This window comes from Rhizobium sp. NPDC092011 (assembly GCF_044756305.1).
Taxonomy (GTDB): domain Bacteria; phylum Pseudomonadota; class Alphaproteobacteria; order Rhizobiales; family Rhizobiaceae; genus Rhizobium.
This window is the reverse complement of the sequence record NZ_JBIVSO010000001.1, coordinates 1,635,137-1,662,067: the sequence shown is the minus strand read 5'-3', so window position 1 is coordinate 1,662,067 and position 26,931 is coordinate 1,635,137. Positions and strand designations below refer to the sequence as shown.

Below are 26,931 nucleotides of genomic sequence, written 5' to 3'. Positions count from 1 at the left end.
GCGCGACATTTACGGAAGATAACTTTCGCCCGCATCGGTGATCGGACTGACTGCAAAGTCGGTGGATCTTTGCAACCTGCTATTGAACTTCGAGGCGAGCCGTCTATTTACGGCGCTGCAGATATGGGTAGGAAGTCGAACCCCAGGATCACGCGAGGCTCCGGCTTCGATCGGCTTTACTGATGCCCATGCCACCACTCGGAGCTTCAGGCGCACAATGACATTTCCGACTATCCAGCTTCCCCCGAGGGCCCTCAAGCTTGCTCAGGGTACACTTACTACGGCGCGAGGCAGCTACTTTTCATTGCCGATCGTAATTGCACTCACTGTCTTCGTGGTGCTGTGGGAAGCCCCTGGCATATTGAGGGATTGGACCATCAACCAGAACCCGGTCATGCTCGATAGCGGCGACATTCGCGACGGCAAATGCGAGACTCGAAAAGGCTTCTTCACGACATGTTCGGCGCATCTAAACTATGCCTATAATGGCCAGAACTATGACAAGGACGTAGAAATCATGTTCGTGGACGCACATACCGGCGACTACGAAACCGGTCTCGTCATCTCTGGCGAGCATCCGGAATTGGCGACACTCAGCCTCGGCATAGATAAGCTCTGGAACCGGATCATCACGTTTGCAGTGTTCGTAGTCCTGTTGGGGGGCGTCTCCATCGGCCTGATATACCAGATCTTGCGTGTCTGGCGCGTCCGCAGCGGGTTGAGCAGACCGGCTGAACTCGTCCCTGTGCCCGTGGAGATTACAGGCGTCGACCGGGCGGGCAACCGATTGACGGTAACCTATGCCGACAAGATTGCCGGTAGGAAGACGGGGCGGGCCGCACACACGTGTTTCGAGCCGGGGCAGGCGCCCTTGCTGGTCGGGACAAAGGGCGACCATGCCGTAGCGCTTGCCGTCTGGCATGGAAAGTCCGCTCTCCCCGTTCTTCTGGATGAGCGGCTGGAGCGGATCGACATGACGGCAGAAGAGCGCGCAACGGCTCTCGCGCCGTTGACTGCGGAGTTGGCCGGGCAGCAATTGGAGCTTGTCACTCAGCGCAAGAAAGGTCCTTCGATCAAAGCTCGGCTTGCCAGAGTGTTGCTCGTGATATTGCTGATCATCGGTGCCGTTTTTGGCTATTGGGTGTGGTACGTGACCAGTGCGGACTCGCAATTCAACTCCCCCGGAATGGACATCAACAACATGATGCCGGCTCCCCTCAACAGCTGGGGCTGTGAGCAGCTGAAGAAGCGTTTCGGTGATCAGCGAGCGCCATTCGGATGTGTAGCGTCGGACTTCACCAGCTGGCGGTAAGCCAAATCTCGGAAACATCATTCCGTTTGACGCGAGCTCGCTTGGGCTCGCGTCCATATGCCAATGCTCCCTGAGGCATTGGTAGCCTTAAAGATTTCGCCAGCATTGCTGGTAAAATAGCGATCTTCTCAACCTGTATTCTGCTTCACGCAAGGTTGTGTCTGTACTGTCGATACGTCTTGTGACTTCAACCTTCGGCGGATTGAAAATGGCAATTTCCATCGGTGCAGACAGGAAATACGGCGCTTTACTGGGCAGGAGCGGCGGTAACTCGAAGGCGAGCAAGCTGCCCAGCGTCTATGATGTTTTTCCGCGCTCTCCCGGTTCGGGTGGAACACCAAAAGTCTCGAATCCACCCGGTACGCACCAGCAGCCGGCCGTTTCTCAGCCTGAAATCGCGACGAATGGTTTCATGGCGTCATTGAAGGCCAAGCTTTCGGAGACGACAGACGATCCCGAAAGTTATCTGCGCTCCCAATCCATGCTCGGCGCCCTGAAGGCAGGAAAGTTGACCGTGACAGACGCCGCGCAGGGCAAGGAAATCACGGCCTGGGACAAGGATTCAAAAGCCAAGCCGACCAAGGCGGACAATATCACCAAGAGTGACTGGACCACTTTCCTGAATGACCATCTCAAGCGCGATGATCACGGAGCGTTCCAAAAGACCGCTGACGGCTCTTATGTGGATAAACACCCCGGAGAAAAAGCCTATTTCGGTCGGGTCGCCGGGAAGTACTACTATGTAACGTGGCCGTCCGATAAGGCATCGACCTAGAGGGCAATCCCCATGGAGGCCGGCATAGACTGTGACTTCGACGAGGGTCGGTCGGCGACATCCTGCGACAAGGTCTTTCCATCGCAAGCGTCGAGCAGCTTAAGCACGCTTCGGGCCTGGCTGATGTGTCGTTGAAACACATCGGACTTGCCGACAGTGCCGTCTCGCTGCCGCTGGTCGAAAACGTCTTCGCCAAGAAAGGCGACGAGTTCCCGAAAGATCTCCGCATCTTGAGGCGCAATCAAATAGCCGGTCGTTCGCATGGCGCACGTCTCAGTTCCCGCCGGTTGCCGGCGGGGCTCCTTAATTCCGTTTTCGGTTACAGCTAAGCCGCGTTCAGATCCGATATCTCGCCATGCTTCACCAGCAGGCGAGGCGACGTCATGTCACCGGTCTCCTCGTCCACCATGACCGCATAGGCCGCAACGCCGACGAAACGATCGGACATCGCCGAAGCTATCTTCTCGGCGCTGACCGCATTGGATGCTTGACGCATCTCGCCCGGCACAAGGTTGCCGCGATTCTTTCGATACGGCAGGATAATGAACTTTTCGGCGCTACTCATGGCTTTTTCCCTGATTTGTTCTCAAAATGTTCTCATTTTCAGAAAGAGTCAAGTATGAGAACCGCTGATCAACCATAGGGCATCATCGTTCTCTCGAAGCCATTGTCAGACGAAGCCAGCAAAGACCGTTGTCGCGCTTGCGGCTTATATCCCGCCTCTCGTGAACGCGCAGATCACCATCGGAGCCGAAACGTCGGCAGGTCGGCCAAGCTCTCAGGCGCGACTATCAATTGCGTGCCGATATTCGGCGACCAGCTGAGCAGCCGTCGAGTTGAACGCCTCACCGGTGCAATCTTGAAGCATCGTCTCGAACCGTTCGATCAAGGCGGTCGCAACGATTACGCCGTCTGCGACCTTGGCGACGGCGGCCGCCATTTCGGGTGTCTTGATGCCGAAACCGACCATGATGGGCATGTCGCTAACGCTACGGCAGCGTTCGACCGCACCCGCGATCACGTCGATCGATGCGGACGGACCGCCGGTTGGCCCGACCACCGGGATGCAATAGAGGAAGCCGCCTACACCACCATGATCCGAAACGAAATCGTCCGCCGGCAGCGACGGCGCTGCGAGCGGGATCATGACGAGCCCATGCTTGCTGAGGTGTTTGAGAAGCGCGTCGGCTTCCCGCAACGGCAGGTCGGCGACAATCAGACCATCCACGCCTGCGGCGGCCGCGCGCGCGGCAAAGACGTCATAGCCCATGGTCCTGATAGGATTGGCGTAGCCCATCAGGATGATCGGTGTCTCGTCGTTATCCAGGCGGAAGGCGGCGCACAGGTCCAATGTCCGCGGCAAGCTGCCTCCCGCTGCCAGCGCACGTCGATTTGCCCGCTGGATCGTCGCACCATCCAGGATTGGATCGGAGAAGGGATGGCCGATCTCCAGCAGATCGATGCCATTCTCGGCCAGGAGCCGCATTCGCTCCAGGCTTTCGTCAAAGGAGGGATCGCAGGCGACGGTAAAGGTAACGAATGCGCTGCGGCGTTCCGCCTTCAGCCGTGCGAACATGAGGTCGATACGATTTTGCGTCATTCGCAATTTTCCGCCCAGATGATGTCGAGATCCTTGTCGCCCGAGGAGGGGACCATGACGACCACGGCGTCATTTCGATCATAATGGCGCGCTATGCGCTCCGCGGCGGCCAATGCGTGGCCCGCTTCGAGCGAGACCAGGACGCCTTCGCGGATCGCAAGCCGCAGGACCGCTTGACGGGCGTCTTCGTCGGTAAAAGTAAGCGTCTCGACGCGGCCGCGCTCAACGAGATCCGCAAGTTCGGGTGCGGAGCCGGGATAGGCAAGTCCGGGTGCGATGGATGCCGTTGGCTGGATCTGGCCGTTTTCGTCCGCAAGCACCAGCGTTTCGGCACCATGGAAAATGCCCGGCCGCCCTTTCGCAAGGCGCGACGAATGCGGCTTGCTTTCGCCGCCTTCACCTCCTGCCTCAACGGCTACCAACCGGACCTGATGGTCGTCGACGAACGCGGAAAAAATGCCGAGGGTTGAGGAGCCCCCGCCAACGGCCGAAACAATCGCCTTGGGCAATACACCCGCTTCCAATAGTTGGAGGCGGGTTTCGCGGCCGATCACCGACTGAAACGCACCGACTATGGCTGGAAAGGGGTGAGCGCCGATCGGCGCACCGGCGAGATAGGCGGTCGTAGCGCTATTGCCCATCCAGTGGCGGATCGCGGCAGAGGTTGCCGCGCTCAATGTCCGGTCCGCATCCTCCACGACTTGGAGATCGGCGCCAAAAGCGCGCATTTTCTTGATGGTCGAGGGGTGCCGTTGCGCGTCGCTGCTTCCCATGTAGATCGTGCATGCGAGCCCAAGCCGCGCCGCGACGGCGGCGGCTGCCACTCCGTTTTGGCCCGACCCCGTATCGGTGACGACGGAACTCAGCCCCATTCGCACGGCAAGCAGGCTTTGCCCGAGGGCTGAATTGGCGTAATTGCCGCCGTTGAAGGTCAAGTCATCGCGTTTGAGGATGATGCGAGCACCGCCATTGACGGACGCCAGCGCAATGGTTTCGAAGATTGGCGTCGGCCTGCCGACAAATCGACCTAGAAGGTCTTCGAACGTCCGGCGAAAGCCAGGATCCTCCCAAGCTGCGTCGAATGAAGCTTCCAGGCGGTCCAGCACGGGCAAGAGCACGGGCGCAACGAATTGCCCGCCAAACCGTCCGTACCGGCCAGGGCGTTCCTTCAATGAAGCGGTTGCCATATTAGGCTGTCCCTTGGCCGATGCGGCGCACGAGCACCGCGGCGAGGATAATGGTTCCGGTGATGATGTCCTGAAGGAATGTCGATACGCCAAGGATGGTGAGGCCATTGCCGACAACTGCGATAATGGCGGCTCCAACTACGGTCCCCGGCAGGTTCGCTTCACCCTCGCGAAATGCGGTCATTCCGAGAAATACGGCAGCATAGGCGCTTAGGAGGTAACCTCCTCCGCCTGTAGGGTTGGCGCTGCCGATGCGGGCGGTCAGCAGAATTCCGACCAGAGCCGCCAGCACGGCCGAGACGATGAAAGCCGCAACGGTATTGGAGACGATCCTGACGCCGGCCAGTCGCGCCGCCTCACGGTTTCCCCCGATCGCATAGAGTTTGCGGCCAATTTCCAGCTTATCGAGCAGGATCCACACAATCAGGGCGATGGCGATCAGCCACCATGTCAATGTCGGCAGGCCCAGCGTATGACCCCGTCCGATATCGCGGAACCCGCTTGGAATGTCTCCGAGCAAGGTGGCGCCATCACAGATCCAGAAAGTGATGCCGCCGATGATCGTGCCGACCGCGAGCGTGGCGATGAACGAAAGCACCTGGAAGCGCGAGACGACATAGCCGGAAATTGCGCCGAAAAGCGCCGCGACCACCAAGACCAGCAGGCAGGCGAGGGGAGCTGGCACTCCAAGCTTGAAGAGATAGACCGTGAAAATGCCTCCGAAGGACACGATCGAGGCCGTCGAAAGATCAAATTCGCCGACCGCCATCACAACCGTCGCACCAATGGCGACAATCGCCAACAAGGTCATTTGCTGCGTGATGTTGATCAGGTTCGACATTGAGCCGAACGCGCTCGGGGAGACGATGGAGAAGGCGGCTATGATCGCGACGAGCGCGAACAGGGTTCCGTATTGTCTGGCAAAGCCGGTCATGCGGATGGATCTTTCCTGCTGTCTTGATGGAATGCGGCGTCGACAATCCGGGATGGAGTGAGTTCCTCGCCTTCCAGCCGTGCCGTGATATCGCCGTTTGCAAAGACCGCGACGCGGTGCGAGAGCGTGAATAGCTCGTCCATGTCGCTGGTCGTCATGAGTACGGCCGCGCCATCGGCTGCGATCTGCCGCACGATCGCGTGGATCTCCGCCTTGGCGCCGACATCGACGCCGCGTGTCGGTTCATCGAGGATCAGCAGTCGGATCTGCCCACCGAACCAGCGGCCGAACAGGAGTTTCTGCTGATTGCCGCCCGAAAGTGTCAGAGGCATCGCCCAGGGCGAGCTCATTTTCACAGCGAGCCGCTCGCGGATCTCGTCGGCGCGGGAGGCCAGCATGGCGCGGCTGGTGATCGGCAAGGCAGGGTTCGCACGAACGCGTTTGAGATCGCTGATCGCAAGATTCTCGGCAATCGAGCGCACCGACACCAGCCCCTCGTTGCGACGATCTTCAGCCACGTAGGCGCCCCCCAATCGAATACGGGCGCGGATGTCGCCTGACCTCAAGGAGTGGCCGTCGACGCGGATTGCTCCGCCCTCGGTCGGCCGCGAGCCCCAGATCATCTTCATGAAAGAGGAGCGGCCGGCGCCAACCAGGCCGTAAAGGCCGAGGATTTCGCCTTCGCATACGGAGAGCGACACCGTGTTGCCACGCATTCCGAATGGTAGCCTCTCGACTTCGAGTACCGGTTTGCCGATGGGCGGCGGCAATGATCTGCCGCTTCTGATTTCGTCGCGACCCGACATCAACCGCACAAGGTCCGCCCGCGTCGTGCCCTGCATGGTGCCCGTGCCGACCGTTTTTCCACTGCGAAGCACGGTGAAGCGGTCACAGATCTCAGCCACCTCGTCGAGCCGGTGAGAAATGAAGATGATAGCGACACCGCGTGCGGCAAGCGCCCTGACTGCTCTATGCAAACGTTGTGCTTCTCCTTCGGAGAGCGAAGCCGTCGGCTCGTCCATGACGATCAGCCGTGCCGGATCGTTCATCAAGGCGCGGATGATCTCGACGAGCTGCTTTTGTCCCGTTGTCAAACGCGCGGCGGGAACATCGAGCGGCAGATCGGGAGCGATGCTGGCGGCCGCCTCCGCCACCACCCGGCGCATGGCTTGACGGTCTATGAACGGGCCTTTGCGGGGGTAGGGACGCCCGACGAAGGCATTCTCAACCGCGGTAAATTGCGGCACGAGGCTGAGTTCCTGATGGATGAAGCGAAAACCCAAAGCTTCGGCCTGGCGGACGCTCTCGATCGCCGTGTGCTCGCCGCCGACCAGAATCTTGCCGTCATCCGGCCTGGCGAGGCCGGACAACGTCTTGATGAGTGTGGACTTGCCAGCACCGTTTTCTCCGAGCAGGCCATGAACCGAGCCGGCGGTCACAGAGAGGTCCGCGCCCGCCAGCGCCCGAACGCCGCCGAAGCGCTTTTCGAGACCGCTTATCTGAAGCAACATGGCCAGAACTCTCCAGTGCTCAGGTCAAGGGCACTTCACGCCGAGCGTCTCGGGCGTGACCATGACGGCTGGGACGGAAATCTCATCCTTATCGGCCTTTCCGCCGCCGAGGATCTTTTCGAGCTGTTCGGCGCCGATCTCGGCTATTTTGGGAAAGTCCTGGCGGAAGGTTGCCTTGTAGCGTGTGCAAGACTTGATCATGTCGATTGCCTGCTGGCTGCCATCTATCCCCATGATGATGAACTTTGCATCCGGCTTTTCCGATTCAGCCGCAAGTTCGGCGCCGACGCCGGGATCGTCCCAAGCCGCCCAGACACCGTTGATGTCATCGCCGTGCTGGCGAAGGATGTTTTCCATGGCGACGCGGCCGTCATCGACGGGGCCTGGAACCTTGACGAAATGGTCTGCGATGACCTTGATATCCGGATTCTTCTTGAGCGCCTCATCAAGCGCCAATTCGCGCTGATGCACGCCCGGATGCGCCGAATGGAAGAACTTGACGATATTTCCCTTGCCGCCGAGCGCCTTGAACAGCGCGTCCGAAAGCTGCGTGCCGAGATCGAAATTGTTGGACGTGACGTTGACTGCGACATTCGCGTTCTTCGACCCGTCGAGCGAGATCACTGGAATGCCTGATTTCGCCGCCAGTTCGACCTGATCGCCGATCTGCGCCGGATCTGCCGAAATCAATACGATCGCGGAGGCTTTGGCATTGATCGTATCCTCCATGCGCGATGCCAATTGGCCAAAATCGTTGCGCGTATCGATGATGCTGACGGTCCAGCCGCGCTTTTCGCCCTGTGCCTTGAAGCTCTGTGCCATTTCATTGGTCGGCACTGAGCTGATGTAGGGCGTCAGGATGGTGACGTTCGTGGCAAACGCCATGGAGGCGGATGACAACAGAGCGGCAACGCTTCCCCAGATTGCTAGTCTTTTCAATTTCATGCTCCTCTTCCCAAAGTGACGATAATGCTGGTTATGGTTGCCCATCGGTATGGATGATACCGATGGGGCGGAGCGCATCGATCGCTCGCAGATAGGCTTGAAACATTGCGTCGTAGCGCGCCTTTTGGCGCGGATCGGGTTCAAACACCCTTTCCACACGGGTCATGGCCGGCACGGCTTCGGCGATCGACTGGAATGCGCCGATACCGACGGCTGCGAGAATGGCCGCGCCAAGGCAACCGACATCGGTGAAGCTGAAGCGATGCAGCGGTATGCCCAGGCAGTCCGCGCGGATCTGGCTCCACAGATCGGACCGGGCGCCGCCGCCGCCATAGAGCATGTAGTCGGGGCGAAATCCGGCGGCTTCGACCAGAGAGCTCATGGAGTGGCGAGCCGCAAGTGCGACACCTTCCAGCACCGCGAGAGCGAATTGTGGCGCACTCGTACGACTGTCGAGGCCGATGAAGGCACCGCGGATTTCGGAATCCCAAAGCGGCGCGCGTTCTCCTTCGAGATGCGGCAAGAACAGGATCGGTCTGTCGGCGCGGCTCGCTTTTTCAGCGAGGGCAGGGATATCACCCGGCTCGACACCGGCTGTCGCGGCCCACCAGCGCAAGGAATCCGCGCCGCTCTGTGTGGGGCCGGCGTTGACCACAAGCCCCTCGATCGTCGCGAAGGTAACGATCCCGGGCGCGCCGATGCGCTCCGAGCCGGCGAGGGCAAGGATTTCGGACGTCCCGCTGACATACATTCCTTGTCCCGGACGGAATACACCGCAGCCGAAGAGGTTGCCCCACGCATCCATGGTGCCGGTGATGACGGGGACCCGGTGTCCAGAGGCCCCCAATGTCATCTCGCCAGCAATGTCGGTGAAATGCTTGAGCGGCGGCAGCTTGGCCTTCGCACCCGGCACCCGATCGATCAGCGCTTCGATATATTGATGATCCAGCCCAACCTGGCCGAAGGCCGAAATCGGATCGGATACCGCTTGCCCCGTAAGCTGCAAAAGGCAGAAATCGCGGGCCGACAGAACCTGATGCGTTTGAGCCCAGAGATCCGGATGGTGTTTCGCAAGCCACATCATCTTGGCAAGCACATGGCTCGCCCCGATGGGCAGTTCTGCGCCCCACCATTCCTGTTTCTCGGCGGGCGCGATCGTTGCGTCGAGCTTCGCAGCTTCCGCTCCGGCGCGGATGTCCTGCCAGCTGATTGCGGGCATCAATGGTTTGCCGCCGTTGTCGACAAAGACATCCGTGTTTACCTGACTGCAGATGCCGACTGCACGGATGTCTTCCGGGTTGCGTCCAGAAAGCAGACTGGCAATCGCGTCATGAATCCCATCCAGCCAATGTTGGGGATCCTGTTCGACCATGCCGGGACCTGGCCGTGAGGTGGGATAGCTGTGGCTATGATGCTCGATCACCCTGCCGTCCATCGCGAACAGCGCTGCCTTGACGGAGGTCGAGCCAATATCCAAGCCGATGAGCATTCTATTCTCCAGGCCGCCAACCAATTGCAGCGATTGGGCGGACCTTAAGCTTGCGTCATGGAACTGTCATGGGAGTTTGCCGCCGGCAAAGCACCAGCAGATGCGAATTCTGCAGGATATGGATAGTCCGGACTGCCTGCGCGTGCGCCTAACGGTCCTGGCGGATATCAGCCGAGGGAAGTACGCCAAAGGTATCCTTGTATGTCGCCGAGAACCTGCCGAGATGATGAAGCCCCACGCTTCTCGCCGCCTGGGCGGCCGCAAGACCATCGTTGCGGATCAAACGTCGTGCTTCTTCCATGCGGATTCGAGTGAGGATTTCGTGTGGTGTGCGCTGATAGTAGGTGTGAAAACCGTCGTAGAGCGCACGTTCGGATATGCCGATTTCGTTCGCTATGGCAGACATCACCAGTCGCTCCGCGTAGCGCGATTTCAGTATATCCATTGCCTGCTTTACATGGCGGGGGGAGGCTTGCAGCCGTTCGGGGACAACGGATGCGCCGCTGGTAAAGGCAATATTGCGCAGGAGTTCGTCGACCACCGACGTGAGTACAGGGCTGATGGTCTCATGTTCGACAGGGTCGGCAGCTTCTGCCAGCATGTCGGAAAAAATATGCAGCAGAAAGGTGAAGTGGCGCCCATGGGGGGTCGCAAGATCGATGACCGGATTGAAGACGAGGTCTCCGCTGCGTCGCCGACGCGCGATTTGTGTCAGGCGCTCATCCACCAGCTTGCGGTCGATCTGCAACATCCATTGGCGCGTTCCTTCCCGCCAGCGTGAATGGAATTTGGGGCCTGGCGAAAGGATGAGCGCCTTGCCGGGTTCGGAGCGGAGGCGCTCCGTGCCGAACGCAATGTCGACGCCGCCGGCCAGCGGCATTTCAAGCATATAGAATTCTTCGAAGCCGCGAGAACTCACAGAAACTTCCTGGCCGTATTGCAGGAAATTGAATCCCGAACTCCCAAACTGCAGGTGTCTATGGCGGAAATCGACGGTTTCGTTCTTGTAGGCAGGCGCCAGGCGGTGATCGCAATAGGAGGCGACTAGGTGGGCTTCTGCCTCTCCCAGTATCGTCGCCCTCTTTTCTTTGACCTCCAATGCCGAAACGTCTGCCATCCATACTCCTCACGCGCTCGACAATATTGCAGCGGCTTCCGTTGATCGCAAGGATCGCAGCACGTGTTGTAACAGCGCTTAGGGCAGGGACACGCCGTTTCTTCAGTTCTGGTTGGTTTGGCCTTGCGTTTTCTCTAAAGGGTCGTCTCTCGTCAAGATTCAAGTGAGGCAGTGCTTGCGATAAGATCTTGAGGAACCGAACAGACGTGGCCTACAACCGATGATCTATGCGGGATTGGGGTTGGCAAGTATTAATGGAATATCTCAGCCAATTTTTCTCCCGTTAAATCGGATTTATTGTTCACCACATGGTTACGATCTTAACATGTTCTGTTTAGAAGCCTGAGAGCCGCCCTGCACATAGGCGTTAAGCTCTAAGGATTCTGTCATGAAGAAGATTATCGTATTGGCCTTGCTTGCATTCACGTCTCCTCTCGCGGCGCACGCTGCAACCTTCAAATTTCCCGACGAAAAGCCCGTCGCAAGCATCACCATTCCGGATAGCTGGAAGCCGGAAGAAACCGACAGCGGTGTCCAGGGAACGACGAGTGATTCTGCGGTCTATCTTTCAGTCGACGTTGCCACCAACAAGTCCATCGACAAGGTTGTTACCGATGCCATCGATTTTCTGGCAAAGAACAAAGTAACGATCGATCCCTCAACTAAAAAGGAGACGCCCACTACCGAGGTCAACGGTATGCAGATGGGCACCTTGGAGTGGGATGGTAAGGATGACGACGGCCCAATTAGCGTAGGCTTGCTCATCATTCAGGTAAGCGCTGACAACGCTCTCGTTGTGACCTATTGGGGAGACAAGGGAGCTGAAGACAAGCACGATGCCGAAGTCAAGGCAATCGTCGCCTCGATCAAGCCGGTTCAGTAACTTCGTCGGTGGCAGCGGTCAGCTTGTTGCCGCTGCCACCTGAACTTTTGAATTTCTTAGCTAACTGTCATTGTCGCGCACCATAATTTGCCAGCGTAACAAGAACACAGTGCCGAGTGCGTCTGACGGCAGCATCAATCGCTCATCTTCGGCATATAAACCTCACTGCGACTTTAATTTGCCTCAGGGAAGGGCTAATCGATTGGAACAATCCTGCCGGCTTTCCACGTGTAGATTGAGAAGGTCGGTGCCTCCCTGTTTCCAGTCACCTTATCGTTCTCGACCAGAATACCCTCGTCCGCGTTCATTCTGACTGCAACGGCCCTGGGGTCGAGATAGATCGTTGCTTTGCCATCCTTGATGTTAGTGATGAGGCTGAATTGGTAGTGACCGTAGCACAATTCATCTTTAATGCCGGCTGCCAGCTGGTGGACGGCGGCGTAGGAGCGCAGCGCCAAGTCCTGTGAGGGGATGTCATGCGCGTTGAGTGCCGCACGGGCGCTCTCTAAATCGGTGGTCAGCGTCTCGCGGGGCGCATCGGTGAAGATAGTGCCATCCGCTTCCTTTTTATAAAGGCCTTGGTAATCGACGTTCGACAAGGCATCGCCACCAATGATCTGCGGCTTGACGGAGATGTCTTGCAATTGGCGCGCAAGCACGCCAATTTCGGAATAACCACCCCCGTAATAGATGACTTCCACCCCAGCCTGCTTCAGGTCCTCCGCCTCCTGCTTCAGTTTCTCTGTCGCCTGAAAGTAATACTCATATGCGCGAGGGTCGACGGAGATCTTGAGCGCCTCGGTGGTGCTATGAAGGCTAGCGAGACCGCGAGGGTTGTGGCCAACAGGACATAGCTTTTCATGAGACCTCCTTGAGGGCCGCTCCTAAGTAGAGATAACCATGATGATGCGTGTTTATGAATGGCCACTGAATAAAGGGACAGCTACCTTTAATTGTGCCAGACGTGGCTGCTGCCGCCTTTGCCGCTCAGATTTGGCAAAGTAGGGTGCTTTTCGGCAAGGTGTCGGTGCGCATAGCACTTCGTTATTGTGAACCAACATTCTCAGGTCGCACTTCATCCTTGAACCCACCCCTTTGTCGCATAAAAATCAGATAAGGTTTGTTATGGAACTAAATTGGACGCGGCTGGCTAACAACTGGGTGGTGGCTGTGTCGAGGCGGGATCGTTTGTCGCCAACGAATACGAACGCGCCATGTCAGGCACGCATTGCCAGGTCTGACGAAACTGCATACCCTGGGTATCGCCGAAGATATCATCAGCGCGAGAAGTTATTCCTTCCGGCAGCATGTAACCTCATGAGCGATATAGCAGGTGCAAACGCCAGGCCTTATCGGATGGGAACAACGGGAAGCCGACATGCGCGCTGAAGCCTTCGGAGCAGTTCACTATCCTAAACCAACTGGGTGACAGCTATGGATGTCGATAAAGCAATTGCGGTAGTCACCGCTTCCGGTATTGAGCTGACGGACCGGCGCCGCACGGACCGCGGCGATGGCTGGTCTCTCAGTTTCTCGAACGGAGCGGAGCTCGAAATAGACGATGCGGGCAACGTGAAGGTCTCCGGCAAGGGCGCTGAGACTGTTACCGGCTTGCTCGATTTGCCAGCCATGCGGAAGCATACGTAAAGCAGAACAAGTGCTTCGCTCTTTACTTTGGCGGGTCATAACCATCGGTGAGCGTGCCGAGAAATGCGACGACATCATCGATCTCGGCCGGTGATAATGCCGGCTCGTCGCCAGCCTTACGATCGAAGGGCGGATCGGTATTGATGTTCGCCTTCGCGCCTTCCGGAAGATCGTCATACTTGTCGACGCTGCCATCCGGCTTGCGGGAATACCATCGCTCCGGATGGGTCTCCCGCTCGACATAAAAGCGGACGGCATCCTTCAACGAATGAATGCCACCATTGTGGAAAAAAACTTTACGCAAGGCGACATTGCGCAACGTTGGCGTGCGGAAAAGCCCACAATAGTCCTCGCGCCCTACGAAGTCGGTACGCAAAGGACCGCACAGGCCGAGGTCATGGAATGCCGGATCCCTGTTGGCGGGAATGTCACGATTGCGTGGCACGCCGATAGCGATCAACCCATAGTCGGTAAACTGAGGCGGCGTGCCGTCGTTTCCGCGCTCGCTGATATGGCAGGAGGCACAATTCCCTTTCTCAGGCGCGTTGAACAGTTCCAGGCCCCTTGCCTCCTGCGGGGTAAGCACGGCGTTGCCGGCCAGTACTGCGTCGTATTTGCTCGAGTAAGGATAGAAGGTGCGATAATCCTGCTGAAAGACTTCCAGCGCCTTAAGCGCAGTGCGAAAGGCCATTGCGGGATCTATGCGCGCGTTCGGGCCGGCAATATCGGCGATCGCGTTGCCATAACCGGCTGCGAGTACATGTCGTCCCACCTCGACTTCGCTTTTATTTCCCATCTCGAAATCGGAGAGCAGCGGGATCTTGGCCTGCTCACGACCGCGATCGACCCGGCCATCCCAGGTGAGGCCGCCAGTGGGGCCGTTGTCTATGCTTTCGTCGGCCTCGTCCTCGGATTCGAAGAAATGTTCGGTGAACGATGGGACGACCTGTAGATATTTGAGCGAAGGCACCGTCCGCAACCCGGGCCTTTGCAGGTCACCGCCGCCGAGCTGTACCGCCAGATCATTAGCCGGCCCGAAACCATGGCCGGGATCGTGACAGGATGAACAGGCCATTTTGCCAGACGCGGAGAGAGAGGGATTGAAGAAGAGAGCCTTCCCAAGCGCCGCCAAGGCCAAGGATTGCTGTCGCACCTCCGAGCGCGACAGAGCCTGACCCGTGTGCGCGGATGTCAGTAGCAGCAGGAATGCCGCGGCGGCCCCTGCCCCTAGCCATAACCCTCTGCGAAATTTCAGTTGCATCGCTATGGCCACGTCTCCTCGCAGCAATGTCGCATCTCGTCTCGAAGCATCGGTAGCCGCATTTTAGAATCATTTCCATTAACGCTTGCGTTGCCTAATCACGCCGATAAGCTGCCTTATCGAGGTGGAGGCGCATCCACCGACATCCTGGAGGAAGGTTCAAATGAAGTCGATCACCGCTACGGCCGCCTTTACGTTAAGTCTTTCCGTGGCCGCTCTTGGCCCAGCTTTTGCCGGCAGTTCCGGCACAAAGGCAGTACCAGCCGAGAGTGCCGCCAGCGATCTGAAATTAATCGACACCGTCGTGGTGATTTATGCGGAAAACCGAAGCTTCGACAATCTCTATGGCAGCTTCCCGGGTGCCAACGGCCTATCAAAAGCATCGGTAGGTGCACGTACGCAGCGCGACCGCGATGGCAAGCCCTTCCGCGAACTGCCGCCGATCTGGGAGGGACTCACTGCCAAAGGCGTGACACCCCCGATAACGCAGGCAGAGACCGAGCATCTTCCCAATCGGCCGTTCCATGCGGACGATCCCAAGGGGTTCAATCTCACCCTCAATGCGATTACGCGCGATCTCTGGCACCGCTATTATCAGAACCAGATGCAGATAGACGGCGGACGCAATGACAAATTCGTCGCTTACGCGGATTCAGGCGCACTGACGATGAGCCTTTGGGACGGCTCGAAGACGGCGATGTGGAAGGTCGCCCAGAAATATGTGCTGGCCGACAATTTCTTCATGGGTGCTTTTGGCGGGTCCTTCTTCAACCACCAATGGCTGATCTGCGCCTGCGCTCCCTATTATCCCAACGCCGATACCAGTGCCGCCAAGCCTTCCATCGCCGTCGTCGAGCCGGATGGGGTAACGCTCAAGGCTGCGCCCAACTCGCCGAAATCTGCGGTCGATGGCATTCCGAAATTCGTCGGAGACGGCAACCTCACTCCTGATTTCTACGCCGTGAACACGATGCAGCCGCCCTATCAGCCCAGCGGCAACGGTCCGGCGGCAGGCGGCGACAAGGCACTCGCAGACCCGAACAAGCCGACAACCTTGCCGCCGCAGACCGAGCCCACCATCGGCGATATGCTCAGCCTCAAGCATGTGACATGGGCGTGGTATGGCGGCGGTTGGCAGGATGTGCTCGACAACGGCAACAAGGAACCCGTTCCGAACCTTCAATATCATCACCAGCCGTTCAACTATTATGCCAACTTCGCTCCTGGCACTCCTGCCCGAGCCGAACACCTGAGGGACGGCGGCCTGGGCGGCGCCGAATTCATCAAGGCGATCGACGGCGGCACGCTGCCGCAGGTTTCCTTCTACAAGCCGCAAGGCAATCTCAACGAACACTCCGGCTATGCAGATGTCCAGGCGGGCGACGCCCACATTGCCGATCTGATTGCGCATCTCGAAAAGAGCCCGCAATGGCAGCACATGCTGGTCGTTGTCACCTATGACGAGAACGGCGGTCTTTGGGATCATGTCGCGCCGCCCAAGGGCGATCGCTGGGGCCCCGGTTCGCGTATCCCGGCCATTATCGTCTCACCCTATGCGCGGCACGGATATGTCGATCACACGCCGATGGACACGACCTCGATCCTGCGCTTCATCACGCACCGCTTCCAGCTGCCGACCCTCCATGGCATCACGGTTCGCGACGCAGCGGTTGCAGCCCATAAACAGAAGCCGCTCGGCGATCTGACAAGTGCGCTGGTCCTCAAGGACAAGTAAAGCCGGAGGGCTGAAATAACGTTGGCTAAAGATGGGGCGGCGGACAGCAGCATGATCAGGCTGCTTCCGGCGCTCTCCCTTTTCTCTCGGCAGCAGTCGTGATTTCTCTTCGAGGCGGATACGAGTACGGCATGGCTGTCTGAGCCGCAAAGCGTTGAGTTGCTTACACGGAAAGAGATCAAACAGAGCGGCCTGCCCGGCCGTTTCATTCTCTATATCCATGGGGATTGAAATCGACAGCGGAGACTGACCTCGTTCGTCTCCGGCTGAACAAGTCCACCACACAGAGACGCCCTTGCCGTCGCCGGGACCTTTCAACTCGGTGTATCTGCTCATCGACCTCCTCCATACCTGTCCGCTAACATCAGCAGCCATCCCTTGTTCCGGTATCTGCGCAAGCTGCTGCAGTAGGTGCATCGGCCCGGTATTCCCTTGGCATACTCTTACTCAAGGGCCGTTTGAGCGGCTCAGAGGACAAGGGTCGCGCGATCGATGAGAAGTCGGGCTACCGAGGGTTGGTCAACCGGAATGGATTGGCCGCCGCCTTTGCCTCGAAACGGGAAAATAAGCACTTGCAAAAGTAATCCCCCGTGATTAATCGTTTAATCATAGGACATCGAGACCAGCCCGGAATGAGCGAAACGCGCCCTTCTTCCATTCGTGAAATTGCTGACAGGCTGGCTGTGTCCACCGCAACCGTCTCGAATGCCCTGCGCGGCAAAGGGCGTGTTTCTCCGGCACTCATCGAGCAGATCAGAGCCGAGGCGGATAGACTGGGCTATGTGCCGGATCATACGGCGCGCGCGCTGCGCACCGGCAAGAGCAATACGGTGGGCTTGCTCGTTCCGAACATCGGTCAACCTTTGTTTCCGGCCTTTGCACAGGCCATTGAGCGGGCTGCCAAACAGCGGGGCCTTGCCGTTCTTATCGGGGATAGCCAGGGCGACCCGCAGCAGCAGGACTTCGAGATCAGAAACATGATCGCCCGCGGCGTCGACGCATTGATCGTCATTCCGACCCGCGGCACGACGGTCGTGCCTGACAGCGTTGCGGTTCCCGTTGCCGTGATCGACAGCGCGGTCACCATTGGGAATGTTGCCGCAAGCGATCACCGCGAAGGCGGCCGCAAGATTGCGCAGCATTTGCTCGCACTTGGTCATGACAAATTGCTTGTGCTTGCCGGCCCGGAAAACTCGTTGGTCGCGAGCGAGCGTGTCGGAGGAATGTGCGAAACCTTCCTCTCGGCTGGTATAGAGCCGACGTTGCAACGTAGCGACGCGACGTTCGAGGCGGGAAACATCCTCGGTCGGGAACTTGACCTCACTCGCTTTAGCGCTTGCGCTGCCGCCTATGACGCATTGGCCATTGGCTTTGCGCTTGCCGTTCGCGAGCGGGGTTACCGTATCCCGGATGATTTATCGCTTACGGGTTTCGATGACCTGATGTGGGCGCAGATCGTCTCGCCGCCGCTGACGACCGTGCGGCAGGATCTTGAGGCTGTCGCAGTGCACGCACTTTCCTTCGTCGCCGGCGAAACCGGCATCAGCAGAATTTTTCCGACTGAACTTGTTGTGAGGCAATCCACCGCGCGGCCGTTGGCCTTCGCTCAGGGAGACAAAAATGCCGAATGAACCCCAAGATATCAATTCGTCCGACCTGCGTGATCGGGCCGTGCGGGCCGCCCGCGGGCTGGAACCATTCGATGTCCTGATCGTCGGCGGCACGCTCGTCGATGTCGCGACCTCGGAGATGCGGCCGGCTGATATCGGCCTTGTTGGTCCGCTGATTGCGAGCGTTCATCCTACAGCAAGCAGGAGCGACGCCAGCCGGACCGTCGATGCTTCGGGACGCTTCATCGCGCCCGGTTTCATCGACACGCATATGCATGTCGAAAGCTCCATGGTAACGCCGAGGCGGTATGCGGAAACCGTCGTTCCGCAGGGCACGACGACCGTGTGCTGGGATCCGCATGAAGTCGGCAATGTCGCCGGCCTCGACGGTATCCGATGGGCGCTGGAAGAAACGAAGCAACTGCCGCTGCGCTTTCTGACCTTGGCGCCGTCCTGCGTCCCTTCGGCGCCCGGGCTGGAACTTGCCGGTGCCGAGTTCCGCGCCGGCGAAATGGCGACCATGTTGAGTTGGCCCAACATTTCGGGCGTCGCCGAAGTAATGAACATGCGTGGTGTGCTTGAGCGAAGCGAGCCAATGCGTGGGGTCGTCGAGGCTGGGCTCGCCAGCGGCAAGCGGGTCTGTGGCCACGCCCGTGGCCTCGAAGGCGCTGATTTGCAGGCTTTCGTCGCGGCCGGCATTCAATCGGATCATGAAATCACTTCCGGAGAAGACCTGCTGGCGAAATTGCGGGCTGGTCTCACCATCGAGTTGCGCGGCTCGCATGATTATGTCCTGCCCGGTGTGATCGAGGCGCTGAAGAAGCTGTCGCATCTGCCGCAGACGCTGACGATCTGCACGGACGATGTTTTTCCGGATGATCTGGTGAGAGACGGAGCGATGTCCTCCGTTCTCAGGCGCCTTATTGGCTACGGCATGAGGCCGATCGACGCCATTCGAGCCGCAACGCTCAATGCTGCGATGTGGCTCAATCGGTATGATCTTGGACTGATTGCTCCCGGTCGACGCGCCGATATCGTCCTCCTGTCCGACCTTGAAAGGATCAAGGTCGATCGCGTCTACGTATCGGGGCGCGAGGTCGCCAATGGCGGCAGCCTATCGGAGGTCATCCAAGGTGGCGCGCACGCGGATGCGTATGGTGACACCGTCAAGCTCGGCAAGGTTTCCGCCGCCGATTTCGACATTGCCTTGCCTGGCATGACCGAGGCTCATGTCAACACTGTCGTCAGCCCACGCTTTACAAAATGGGGAGAAGCCACTGTCACGGTGACGGATGGCAAGCTCGTCCTGCCCGACAATATGCTCCTGATGGCGGTCATCCATCGCCATGGCAGAAAAGACCCCTCGCCTGTTATCGGCATTCTGGAAGACTGGGGCCATTGGCGCGGCGCGCTGGCAACGACGATATCGCATGACAGCCACAACCTGACCGTCTTCGGCCGCAATCCCGCTGATATGGCCGCGGCGGCCAATGCCGTCATCGATGCCGGCGGCGGCATGGCAACGGCTGCGGATGGCAAGGTTACGGCTCTGCTTGCGCTGCCCGTCTGTGGCCTGTTGTCGGATGCTCCAGCACAAGAGGTTGCCGAGGATTTCGCCAAGCTGCGTTCGGCCGCCGACGCGATCGCCGATTGGATGCCGCCAATTCGTACCTTCAAGGCGGTCGTCGGAGCCAGCCTTGCCTGCAATCCCGGCCCGCACGTCACCGACCTCGGGCTGACCGACGGCACAACCCTGGAAATCAGACCGCTTCTGGCCACAGGCCGAAACTGACGTCACTCGCTGCACGGCAATGATTGCCGACTTAGGAGATACATACATGGCCCCAAATACGAATGTTGTGCAGCCAAGCGAAGCATCCGAAGCGCGGTGGAAGACCTACTTTCGCATGCGCGAACGCAATACCAATACAAAAACGGAGGTGATTGCCGGCATCACCTCCTTCCTTGCGGCTGCCTATCTTCTCGTGGTGATCCCGTCCCTGCTTTCGGCTGGCGGTATCGACCGCGCGGCCGCGACGACGGCGACTATCCTCGTCATCATCGGGGCGACGTTGTTCATGGCGTTCTATGCCAACATGCCCTTCGTGGTTGGCCCTGGCATCGGCGGCTCGGTTCTGGTCGGGCCGACCATGGCGGCTGTGGAGCATATTCCGTGGCAGACCGGTCTTGCCATCTCGTTCTGGTCGAGCGTCATTTTCGTGCTGCTGACCGTATTGGGCGTGCGCCAAGTCATTGCCCGCATGGTGCCAGCCCAGATCAAACTCGGCTTGGGCGCGGCCATCGGATTGTTCATCGCCCTTCTTGGCTTCAAGAATGCGGGGCTGGTTGACGTCAACGCCAAGAGCCATGCGCTCATGCTCGGATCCTTCAGCTCGGGACAAGCCATCATCGCCGTTTTCGGGATTTTCCTGGCCGTCTTTTTGCGCGGGCGGAAAGTGCCGGGACCGATCCTGTGGGCTATTCTGGGCAGCACGCTGCTTGGCATTCCTCTTGGCGTCACGAAGCTCCCGACCACATTTTTCGGCGTACCGCACGGCATCTCCGAAATCGGTCTGCAGCTCGACTTCTTCGGCGCGCTCAAGATCCAGTATTTCCCCTATCTCTTTGCCTTTTTCGCCTCGGAATTCTTCTCGACGCTTGGCACGACGCTCGCCGTCGGTGCAAAGGCCGGTCTGGTCGACGAAGCCGGCAATATGAAGGATCTGGGCAAGCCGTTTCTGGTCGATTCCATTGCGGCAACGATCAGCCCTTTGCTTGGTATTCCCTCAGCCACGGCACTTGTCGAATCCGCCACTGGCGCCGAAGTAGGCGGCCGCACGGGCCTTGCCTCCATCGCAACGGCGGCTCTGTTCGCCCTCACCCTGCTCTTCACTCCCATCGCATTGATGATCCCGGCAGCCGCCACCGCACCGGCTCTGATCCTCGTCGGCATGTCGATGTTCGGCGCTCTGAAGAAAGTCGATCTCGAGAACTTCTCAGACGGTCTCTCCGCCCTGATGATGGTCTTGCTGACCTTGGTTTCGAACAGTTTCGGGACCGGTATTGCCGGAGGCCTGCTGTTCTACGTCATCGTCAAAGTGCTGTCGGGCGAAGCAAAGCAGGTGTCGATCGGTATGTATCTCCTTGCCATCCCGCTTGCCTATTATTTCTGGACCATCGCTGCTCATTGAGGCGCAGATAGCGCGCATATTTCGCGCGCCGATACAGCATCAACGCAAAGGCCGGCCATCCATAGATGGCCGGCCTTTGTTCTTGTTGCGCTATTCCCAAGCAGAGCAAAAGGTCTCAATGCGATGGCTGCTTGCGCTGCAGGATCTCCATGGTCAGGAAAAGCAGCGTTACGATTGCCAGAATGACCGTCGACGCAGCCGCAAGGGTCGGACTGACCTGCATGAACACGTCATCCCACAGCTGCTTCGGCAAGGTGGTCACGAACCCGCCACCAACAAAGAGGACGATGGTCAGCTCCTCGAAGGATTCGAGGAAGCCGGTGATGAAGCCGACGATGAGCGATACGCTGACGAGCGGCAGGGTGACGCGCCTTATAACCTGAAACCGGTTGCCTCCCAATGTCGCGGCCGCCTCGTCGAGCCGCCAGTCATGTCCCTTGAAGGCTGTTACCATCACGACAAAGACGATTGGCAGTGCGATGACGGTGTGGCCGAGGATGATGGCGAGGTTGGTCGCCACCAGCGACATGCTGGCGAAGAGGTAGAACATCGCGATCGCAATAACCAATTGCGGCACGATCATCGGTGCCGTGAATGTCAGAAAAGCGACGTTCGATATCCGCCCCTTGGAGCGCGCGGTCGCGAATGCGGCCGATGTGGCAAGAGCAAGCGTCAGCGCCGCAGTCGCGAGACCGATCCCGAAGGAGCGCAACGTTGCCATTCGCCAGAGCGGTGATTGCCAATACTCGGCGAACCAGCGAAAGCTGAAGCCTGACGGAGGAAAGGAGAGGAACGTACTGCTGGTAAATGCCATGGGAACGACGGCCAGGATCGGCAGCAGCAGCACGGCGATCACGAGCCAGCAATAGATCGGAAGAAATCCTTCCAGGGATAAGAACGGCAGATAGCGCTCGCGCAAGCGGTCGCAGGTCGCGAAGAATGAGCCGAACAAGGCCACCAATGCCAGGCCAATCCGCCGCCTGCGTGCCTGGGCATGCTGAGCCGGATTGCCGCCAAGCGCCGACGACAGCGAAAACAACCAATCGCAAATGAAGACGGCAAGCATGGTCATAAGTGTAAGCAGGACAGCAAGCGCACTGCCCATGCGCCAGTTTTGATAGGAGTTGATCTGCTCGATGACCAGCTGGCCGATCATGGTCTGAGCGGGGCCGCCGAGCAGCGCTGGCGTGATGAAGAACGAAAGCGCCACAATGAAAACCAGCAGGCCGGCGGTTGCCAGGCCGCGTACAGTGAGCGGAAAATAGACGCGCCAGAACGTCTGCGCGCCGCTTGCACCCAATGTCCGGGCCGCCGAGACGAGGCTGCGGTTTACCGCATTGAGAACGGGAAACATGATGATGACGGCAAGCGGCAACAGCGTATGTGTCATCGCAAACACCACGGTGCCTCGGTTGAACAGCAGGTTCCCTCCCCCTGGTATGCCCAGATAGTGCAGTAGGCTGGATAACGGGCCATTGCGGCCGAGCAGGACGAGCCAGGCAAAGTTCTTGACCAGCGAACTCGTCCAGAAAGGCGTCAGTATGAGGACGAGAAGCCGCCTCTGCCGTACAGGCGCCTGATGGGCGATCCAATAGGCAAGCGGATAGCCGAGTACGAGGCTCCATGCGGTCACCTCGACGGCGATCCCTGCCGTGCCGAGCAAGATCCGCCGATAGACCGGCGTCTCCAGCAACTGCCTGAAAGCGCCGATGCTGAGGCTGCCGTCCGGGTCGACGAATGCCATAGACACGAGCCGCAGCGTCGGCCAAAGGAAGAATACCGCCAGGAACAGGAAACCTGGGAGGAACAGCCAAGCCGCGCGTGGCCGCCATGCACCGAAGAGCCCGGCGCGAACCGGATGTATAGATGATACGGTCATAAGGCGGCTTTCATCATGAGACCATCTTGTCGCGGGCGCGTGACGGGTGCGGATTGGCGCGATGCTTCAGGCCAAGGCGGTCCCGCAGGGTTTGACCCGTGTATTCCGTTCGTGCCCGTCCACGCCGCTGAAGCTCCGGCACGACAAGTTCAACGAAATCATTGAGATCGCTCGGCAATGTATTGAAAAGAAGCATGAATCCATCTCCAGCTCCGGTATCGATCCATTCTTCGAGAAGATCGGCAATCTCCGTCGGCGTCCCGCAGATGGGCGCCGTGCCATAATCGTAGAGCTGGTAGATTTCCCGCAGCGTCTTTGTGGGATGGGCAAGGATGAGAGCCCGCAACCTTTCGAAGAAGCCCTTCTCGCGATTGGTCGTCTGCGGGATGACGCCGGGCGGAATAGGTTCGTCGAGCGACAGCCCGCCGAGATCGACGCCAAGCTGCTCGCTCAGCATCTTGATGCCGACATCGGGGTGAATGAGCGATTGCAGCAGATGATACTTATCGACCGCTTCCTGACGGGTCTTGCCAATGCTGCAGCGAAGGCTCGCCAGAACCTTCAGCTCGCTCGGATCCCGTCCATAACGGGCCATCCGACCCTTGAGGTCGGAGTAGAAGGCGCGCGAAGCCTCCAGGTCTCCGGCAGCTGAGAAGACCACATCGGCGGTTTCAGCGGCCAGTTCCTTGCCGTCACCGGACGCGCCGGCCTGAATGATCACCGGATGTCCCTGCGGGGGCCGGGCCTGGTTGAGAGCGCCATGAACGGTGAAATACTTGCCCTTGAAATCTACAGGGTGCTGTTTGGCAGGATCGAAGCTGGAGGATTGCTGCCGATCGTAGACGAAGGCGTCGTCTTCCCAGCTATCCCAATAGGCCTTGACGATCTCGACGCTTTCGCGCGCCTTTTCGTAGCGTTCATTGTGCGGCGGCAGTCGATCGAGCCCAAAGTTGCGAGGGGCGTAGTCGTTGGATGACGTGACGACATTCCAGGCGGCGCGACCATTGGAAATATGATCGAGCGACGCGAACTGGCGGGCGATATTGTATGGTTCGAAAAAGCTGGTCGATACCGTTGCGCCAAGGCCGATGTGAGAGGTTTCCCCGGCCAGTCTGGCAAGCAAGGTCATCGGCTCGAGCACGTTCATGAACTTGGGCCAGCGCCGCCAGATGTCCAATTGGTCGGTCCGGGCCGCCGGCGTATCGGCAACGAAGAACAGGTCGATCTTCGCCGCCTCGGCAACGCGGGCCATCTCGATCATACGGTCGATCTTGCCGGCTTGCCCCGTGACGGCGGCGGGATGCAGCCAGCCTGCGGGATGGAAGCCGTCTCCGTCGATCAACACAGCGAGTGGAAACTCAGATTTTCGCGACATTGGATATCCTTTCGGCAGTCAATTCGGCACAGATGATCCGGCGACGGCGGCTCTCGCCGTCGCCTTGTTTTAAGGCTGCAGTCGCAGCGATAGGGACGAAGACGCTTTGGCTTAGATCGCCAGCTGCCACTCCTTGAAACGCTTGTCGGACGCTTCGAAATTATCGGCCCACCAGCTGTTGTTCGTGGCGACGAGGTCGGGGAGGTTTTCGGCGCTAGTCGGCAATAGGGCCGCCTGCTCGGGTTTCATGAGAGCAAAGGCCTTGCTGTTGGTCGGGCCATTGGCGACAAGGGAGGAGTAGGCCGCCTGACGATAGGCGCGGGAGTAGAACTGTATGTAGGCCTGCGCCTGCTCCAGTCGGGGAGTGCCCAGCGGAATGCCGAGACCGTCGCAGGAATAAGTGCCGTTCCACACGATCTTGATCGGTGCGCCCGATGCCTTCACTTCGGCTGCGCGAGAAGACCAGGCATTGGACATGTCCACCTCGCCGTTCTGAAGGATCTGCGAGTTCTGCGCGCCATTGCCCCACCAGATCGCGACCGATTTCTTGATCTTGTCGAGCGAAGCCAAGGCCCGATCGACATCGATGGGATAGAGATCTTTCGGGGCGACCCCATCGGCGACGAGCGCATGTTCGAATACGCCGATGGCATCGCGCGAAAGGCCGCGCCGCCCAGGAAACTTGTCCAGGTTCCAGAAATCCGGCCAGGTGATCGGCCCCTTGTCGCCGAAGACATCGGTTCGATAAGCCATCGTGTCGGCGAAGACGGAATAGCCGAGCCAGTTGTCGGCGATCATGCCGCTGATGATTTCGCCGTTTGGGTCCTTTACGCCGATGGGCGCCAGATAATTCTTGCCGCTGGTCAGCTTGAGAACGTGCGAGGTATCCATGGAGCAAACATCCCAGATGTAGCTCTTGGTATCGACGAGCAGCTTGAACTGGGTGACCGGATCGGTATCGTGGGCAACATGTACGACCTTAATGCCGGTCTCCGCTTCGAAGGGCTCGCTGAACGCCTTTTTCATGGCCTCGGAACTTGAGCCGCCGTAATCGGCGACGACGATCTGGCCGGTCGCGGCGCGGGCACGACTCGTGAAAACGGCAGGCGTGGCGAGACCGACAGCCCCCGCCGCGGTGAGCTGCAGAAACGAGCGTCTGGTTGGCGTAGTCGATAATGGCATGGTTTCTCCCTCCGGTTGTCGACATGTTCCATGTCGTTATTTGCTTTGTGCTTTATCTCGCCCCTGCCGGCGCACCACTCTGGCGTTGCGGCTTTCCCAGCGAACATGGAGCTGCTCACCAAGGCTATGGGGCTCTAGGCCAGCGGGCTGCCGGATCGTCAGCACCGTGCCGCTCGCCAGCTTGACAAGAAGTCTCCTCTCCGAGCCGGCATAGACCTGCTCGATCAGGGTGCCCGACAGCAGACCGTTGGCGGCGGCCGTGATCGATAGGTGCTCGGGCCTTACGATCAGTGAGACCTCTTCGCCGGGATTGCAGTCACAACCGGCCGAAGGGGGCAGATTGCCGTCTTCGGTCGCGATGGTTCCGACCGACGTCATGGTGCCGCGGAGGATGTTGGAGATGCCGATGAAATCGGCGGCAAATTCTGTATCCGGCCGTTCGTAAAGATCCTCCGGGGTGCCGATCTGCTCGATGCCGCCGTTGTTCATGAGACAAATGCGGTCGGAGAGCGCCAGCGCCTCTTCCTGATCGTGCGTCACGAAGATAATGGTGGATCCGGTCTCTCGGTGTATCCGCTTCACCTCGATCTGCATGGCTTCACGTAGCTTCCGGTCGAGCGCAGACAGCGATTCATCCATGAGCAAAATCGATGGTTCGTAGACGAGGCAACGCGCAAGCGCGACGCGCTGTTGCTGCCCGCCGGAAAGTTCGGAGGCAAAACGATGCTGGAACCCGTCGAGGCCGACCATGGCAAGCGCGGCGCGCGTCTTGCTCGAGATCTCCTTGCTCGCGACCCTCCGCATCTGCAGCGGAAAGGCGATATTTTCCTCCACCGTCAGATGCGGAAACAGGGAATAGTTTTGGAAGACCACGCCGATACCGCGGCGGTGGGCCGGTACATCCGTCTGGTCCCGACCGTCGATAAAAAGACTGCCGACCGAGGGAGACACGAGACCAGAGATCAATTGCAGCAACGTCGTCTTGCCTGAGCCGGATGGCCCGAGCAGCGTAAGTAACTCCCCGGGGCGTACCTGCAAGTCTAGCGGCCTGAGCGCTGTAACGCTGCCATAGGACTTGCCGATCCCCCTTGCCTCCAGCTTGGGAACAATGGGCGAAATATTGATTAAAGCTGCCGCTTGCAGTGTAGTTGACCGCACGTTTCCAAGTTCCTCCTCAGCGCGGCTCACCACTTCTTTCCCCAGACAGCGATACCGGCGTGTTCAGTCATCCTCGGGAGAGGTTCGTAAACCGCCGCCCGTAAGGTACAGAAAAATCCAGATCTCTTGATCGCGTTGCG

At 59.0% G+C, this 26,931-nt stretch carries 23 protein-coding genes; 8 read left to right on the top strand and 15 right to left on the bottom strand.

Translation table 11 applies throughout. The features are described 5' to 3' along the window. The first annotated feature begins 217 nt into the window (after positions 1–217). Both ACIQJ2_RS07555 and ACIQJ2_RS07550 read left to right on the top strand, forming a co-directional pair. Entirely contained in the window at positions 218–1,312 is a 1,095-nt protein-coding gene (locus ACIQJ2_RS07555; RefSeq protein ID WP_400668385.1) for a hypothetical protein, read from the top strand. Between the two features lie 208 nt (positions 1,313–1,520). Next, the gene (locus ACIQJ2_RS07550; protein WP_400668382.1) at positions 1,521–2,087 is read left to right on the top strand and encodes a hypothetical protein; all 567 of its coding nucleotides are present in this window, start codon (positions 1,521–1,523) and stop codon (positions 2,085–2,087) included. Here the strand turns inward: ACIQJ2_RS07550 and ACIQJ2_RS07545 are convergent. From ACIQJ2_RS07545 to ACIQJ2_RS07505, 9 genes are all read right to left on the bottom strand, one after another. Next, a complete protein-coding gene (locus tag ACIQJ2_RS07545; RefSeq protein WP_400668379.1) occupies positions 2,084–2,350 on the bottom strand; it encodes a hypothetical protein in 267 nt (88 codons plus the stop codon). The two genes, ACIQJ2_RS07550 and ACIQJ2_RS07545, sit on opposite strands and share 4 nt — an antisense overlap. A gap of 62 nt (positions 2,351–2,412) precedes the next feature. Next, complete coding sequence (locus ACIQJ2_RS07540; RefSeq protein WP_199146155.1) at positions 2,413–2,652, bottom strand: hypothetical protein; 240 nt, start codon at positions 2,650–2,652, stop codon at positions 2,413–2,415. Positions 2,653–2,865: 213 nt separating this feature from the next. Then, positions 2,866–3,687: a tryptophan synthase subunit alpha gene (trpA, locus tag ACIQJ2_RS07535; protein ID WP_400668376.1), complete on the bottom strand. Its 822-nt coding sequence runs from the start codon at positions 3,685–3,687 to the stop codon at positions 2,866–2,868. Then, the gene (gene trpB / locus ACIQJ2_RS07530) at positions 3,684–4,874 is read right to left on the bottom strand and encodes a tryptophan synthase subunit beta (RefSeq protein WP_400668373.1); all 1,191 of its coding nucleotides are present in this window, start codon (positions 4,872–4,874) and stop codon (positions 3,684–3,686) included. Before trpB ends, trpA begins: the two co-directional genes overlap by 4 nt. A 1-nt stretch (position 4,875) precedes the next feature. Beyond that, a complete protein-coding gene (locus ACIQJ2_RS07525; RefSeq protein WP_400668370.1) occupies positions 4,876–5,808 on the bottom strand; it encodes an ABC transporter permease in 933 nt (310 codons plus the stop codon). Further along, positions 5,805–7,319 carry a sugar ABC transporter ATP-binding protein gene (locus tag ACIQJ2_RS07520; RefSeq protein ID WP_400668367.1) on the bottom strand — a complete coding sequence of 505 codons (1,515 nt, stop codon included), beginning with the start codon at positions 7,317–7,319 and terminating at the stop codon, positions 5,805–5,807. The genes ACIQJ2_RS07525 and ACIQJ2_RS07520 overlap by 4 nt, the downstream gene beginning before the upstream one ends. 24 nt (positions 7,320–7,343) lie before the next feature. Further along, entirely contained in the window at positions 7,344–8,258 is a 915-nt protein-coding gene (locus tag ACIQJ2_RS07515; RefSeq protein WP_246806519.1) for a sugar ABC transporter substrate-binding protein, read from the bottom strand. A 37-nt stretch (positions 8,259–8,295) separates the two neighbouring features. Next, positions 8,296–9,753 (bottom strand): FGGY-family carbohydrate kinase, encoded by a 1,458-nt coding sequence (locus tag ACIQJ2_RS07510; protein WP_400668363.1) that lies wholly within the window; start codon positions 9,751–9,753, stop codon positions 8,296–8,298. 148 nt (positions 9,754–9,901) lie between these two features. After that, positions 9,902–10,870: an AraC family transcriptional regulator gene (locus tag ACIQJ2_RS07505; protein ID WP_199146170.1), complete on the bottom strand. Its 969-nt coding sequence runs from the start codon at positions 10,868–10,870 to the stop codon at positions 9,902–9,904. 388 nt (positions 10,871–11,258) lie between these two features. Here ACIQJ2_RS07505 and ACIQJ2_RS07500 point away from each other — a divergent pair, with 388 nt between their 5' ends. Next, positions 11,259–11,753 (top strand): histidine kinase, encoded by a 495-nt coding sequence (locus tag ACIQJ2_RS07500; protein WP_400668361.1) that lies wholly within the window; start codon positions 11,259–11,261, stop codon positions 11,751–11,753. Between the two features lie 194 nt (positions 11,754–11,947). Here ACIQJ2_RS07500 and ACIQJ2_RS07495 read toward each other — a convergent pair whose 3' ends face one another. Further along, on the bottom strand, positions 11,948–12,454 hold the full coding sequence (locus ACIQJ2_RS07495) for a hypothetical protein (RefSeq protein WP_400668358.1): 507 nt from the start codon (positions 12,452–12,454) through the stop codon (positions 11,948–11,950). A gap of 733 nt (positions 12,455–13,187) precedes the next feature. Here ACIQJ2_RS07495 and ACIQJ2_RS07490 point away from each other — a divergent pair. Further along, positions 13,188–13,400 carry a hypothetical protein gene (locus tag ACIQJ2_RS07490; protein ID WP_199146693.1) on the top strand — a complete coding sequence of 71 codons (213 nt, stop codon included), beginning with the start codon at positions 13,188–13,190 and terminating at the stop codon, positions 13,398–13,400. 22 nt (positions 13,401–13,422) lie between these two features. Here the strand turns inward: ACIQJ2_RS07490 and ACIQJ2_RS07485 are convergent, their stop codons facing one another. Continuing rightward, on the bottom strand, positions 13,423–14,661 hold the full coding sequence (locus tag ACIQJ2_RS07485; protein ID WP_400668355.1) for a cytochrome-c peroxidase: 1,239 nt from the start codon (positions 14,659–14,661) through the stop codon (positions 13,423–13,425). A gap of 163 nt (positions 14,662–14,824) precedes the next feature. On the opposite strand from ACIQJ2_RS07485, the gene ACIQJ2_RS07480 reads away from it, so the two are divergent. The 4 genes from ACIQJ2_RS07480 to ACIQJ2_RS07465 all read left to right on the top strand — a co-directional run bounded on the left by ACIQJ2_RS07480 (position 14,825) and on the right by ACIQJ2_RS07465 (position 21,197). After that, positions 14,825–16,396 (top strand): acid phosphatase, encoded by a 1,572-nt coding sequence (locus tag ACIQJ2_RS07480; RefSeq protein WP_400668352.1) that lies wholly within the window; start codon positions 14,825–14,827, stop codon positions 16,394–16,396. Between the two features lie 632 nt (positions 16,397–17,028). After that, positions 17,029–18,027 carry a LacI family DNA-binding transcriptional regulator gene (locus ACIQJ2_RS07475; RefSeq protein ID WP_400668349.1) on the top strand — a complete coding sequence of 333 codons (999 nt, stop codon included), beginning with the start codon at positions 17,029–17,031 and terminating at the stop codon, positions 18,025–18,027. Beyond that, entirely contained in the window at positions 18,017–19,798 is a 1,782-nt protein-coding gene (locus tag ACIQJ2_RS07470; RefSeq protein ID WP_400668346.1) for an adenine deaminase, read from the top strand. Before ACIQJ2_RS07475 ends, ACIQJ2_RS07470 begins: the two co-directional genes overlap by 11 nt. 46 nt (positions 19,799–19,844) lie before the next feature. Then, complete coding sequence (locus ACIQJ2_RS07465; RefSeq protein WP_400668344.1) at positions 19,845–21,197, top strand: NCS2 family permease; 1,353 nt, start codon at positions 19,845–19,847, stop codon at positions 21,195–21,197. 115 nt (positions 21,198–21,312) lie between these two features. On the opposite strand, the gene ACIQJ2_RS07460 is transcribed toward ACIQJ2_RS07465, so the two are convergent. From ACIQJ2_RS07460 to ACIQJ2_RS07445, 4 genes are all read right to left on the bottom strand, one after another. Continuing rightward, a complete protein-coding gene (locus ACIQJ2_RS07460; protein WP_400668341.1) occupies positions 21,313–23,076 on the bottom strand; it encodes an ABC transporter permease subunit in 1,764 nt (587 codons plus the stop codon). A gap of 13 nt (positions 23,077–23,089) precedes the next feature. Next, positions 23,090–24,451, bottom strand: a complete 1,362-nt coding sequence (locus ACIQJ2_RS07455) for an LLM class flavin-dependent oxidoreductase (protein WP_400668338.1) — start codon at positions 24,449–24,451, stop codon at positions 23,090–23,092. 111 nt (positions 24,452–24,562) lie between these two features. After that, entirely contained in the window at positions 24,563–25,633 is a 1,071-nt protein-coding gene (locus ACIQJ2_RS07450) for an extracellular solute-binding protein (RefSeq protein ID WP_400668335.1), read from the bottom strand. A 36-nt stretch (positions 25,634–25,669) separates the two neighbouring features. After that, the gene (locus tag ACIQJ2_RS07445; RefSeq protein WP_400668332.1) at positions 25,670–26,791 is read right to left on the bottom strand and encodes an ABC transporter ATP-binding protein; all 1,122 of its coding nucleotides are present in this window, start codon (positions 26,789–26,791) and stop codon (positions 25,670–25,672) included. Positions 26,792–26,931: the final 140 nt, after the last annotated feature.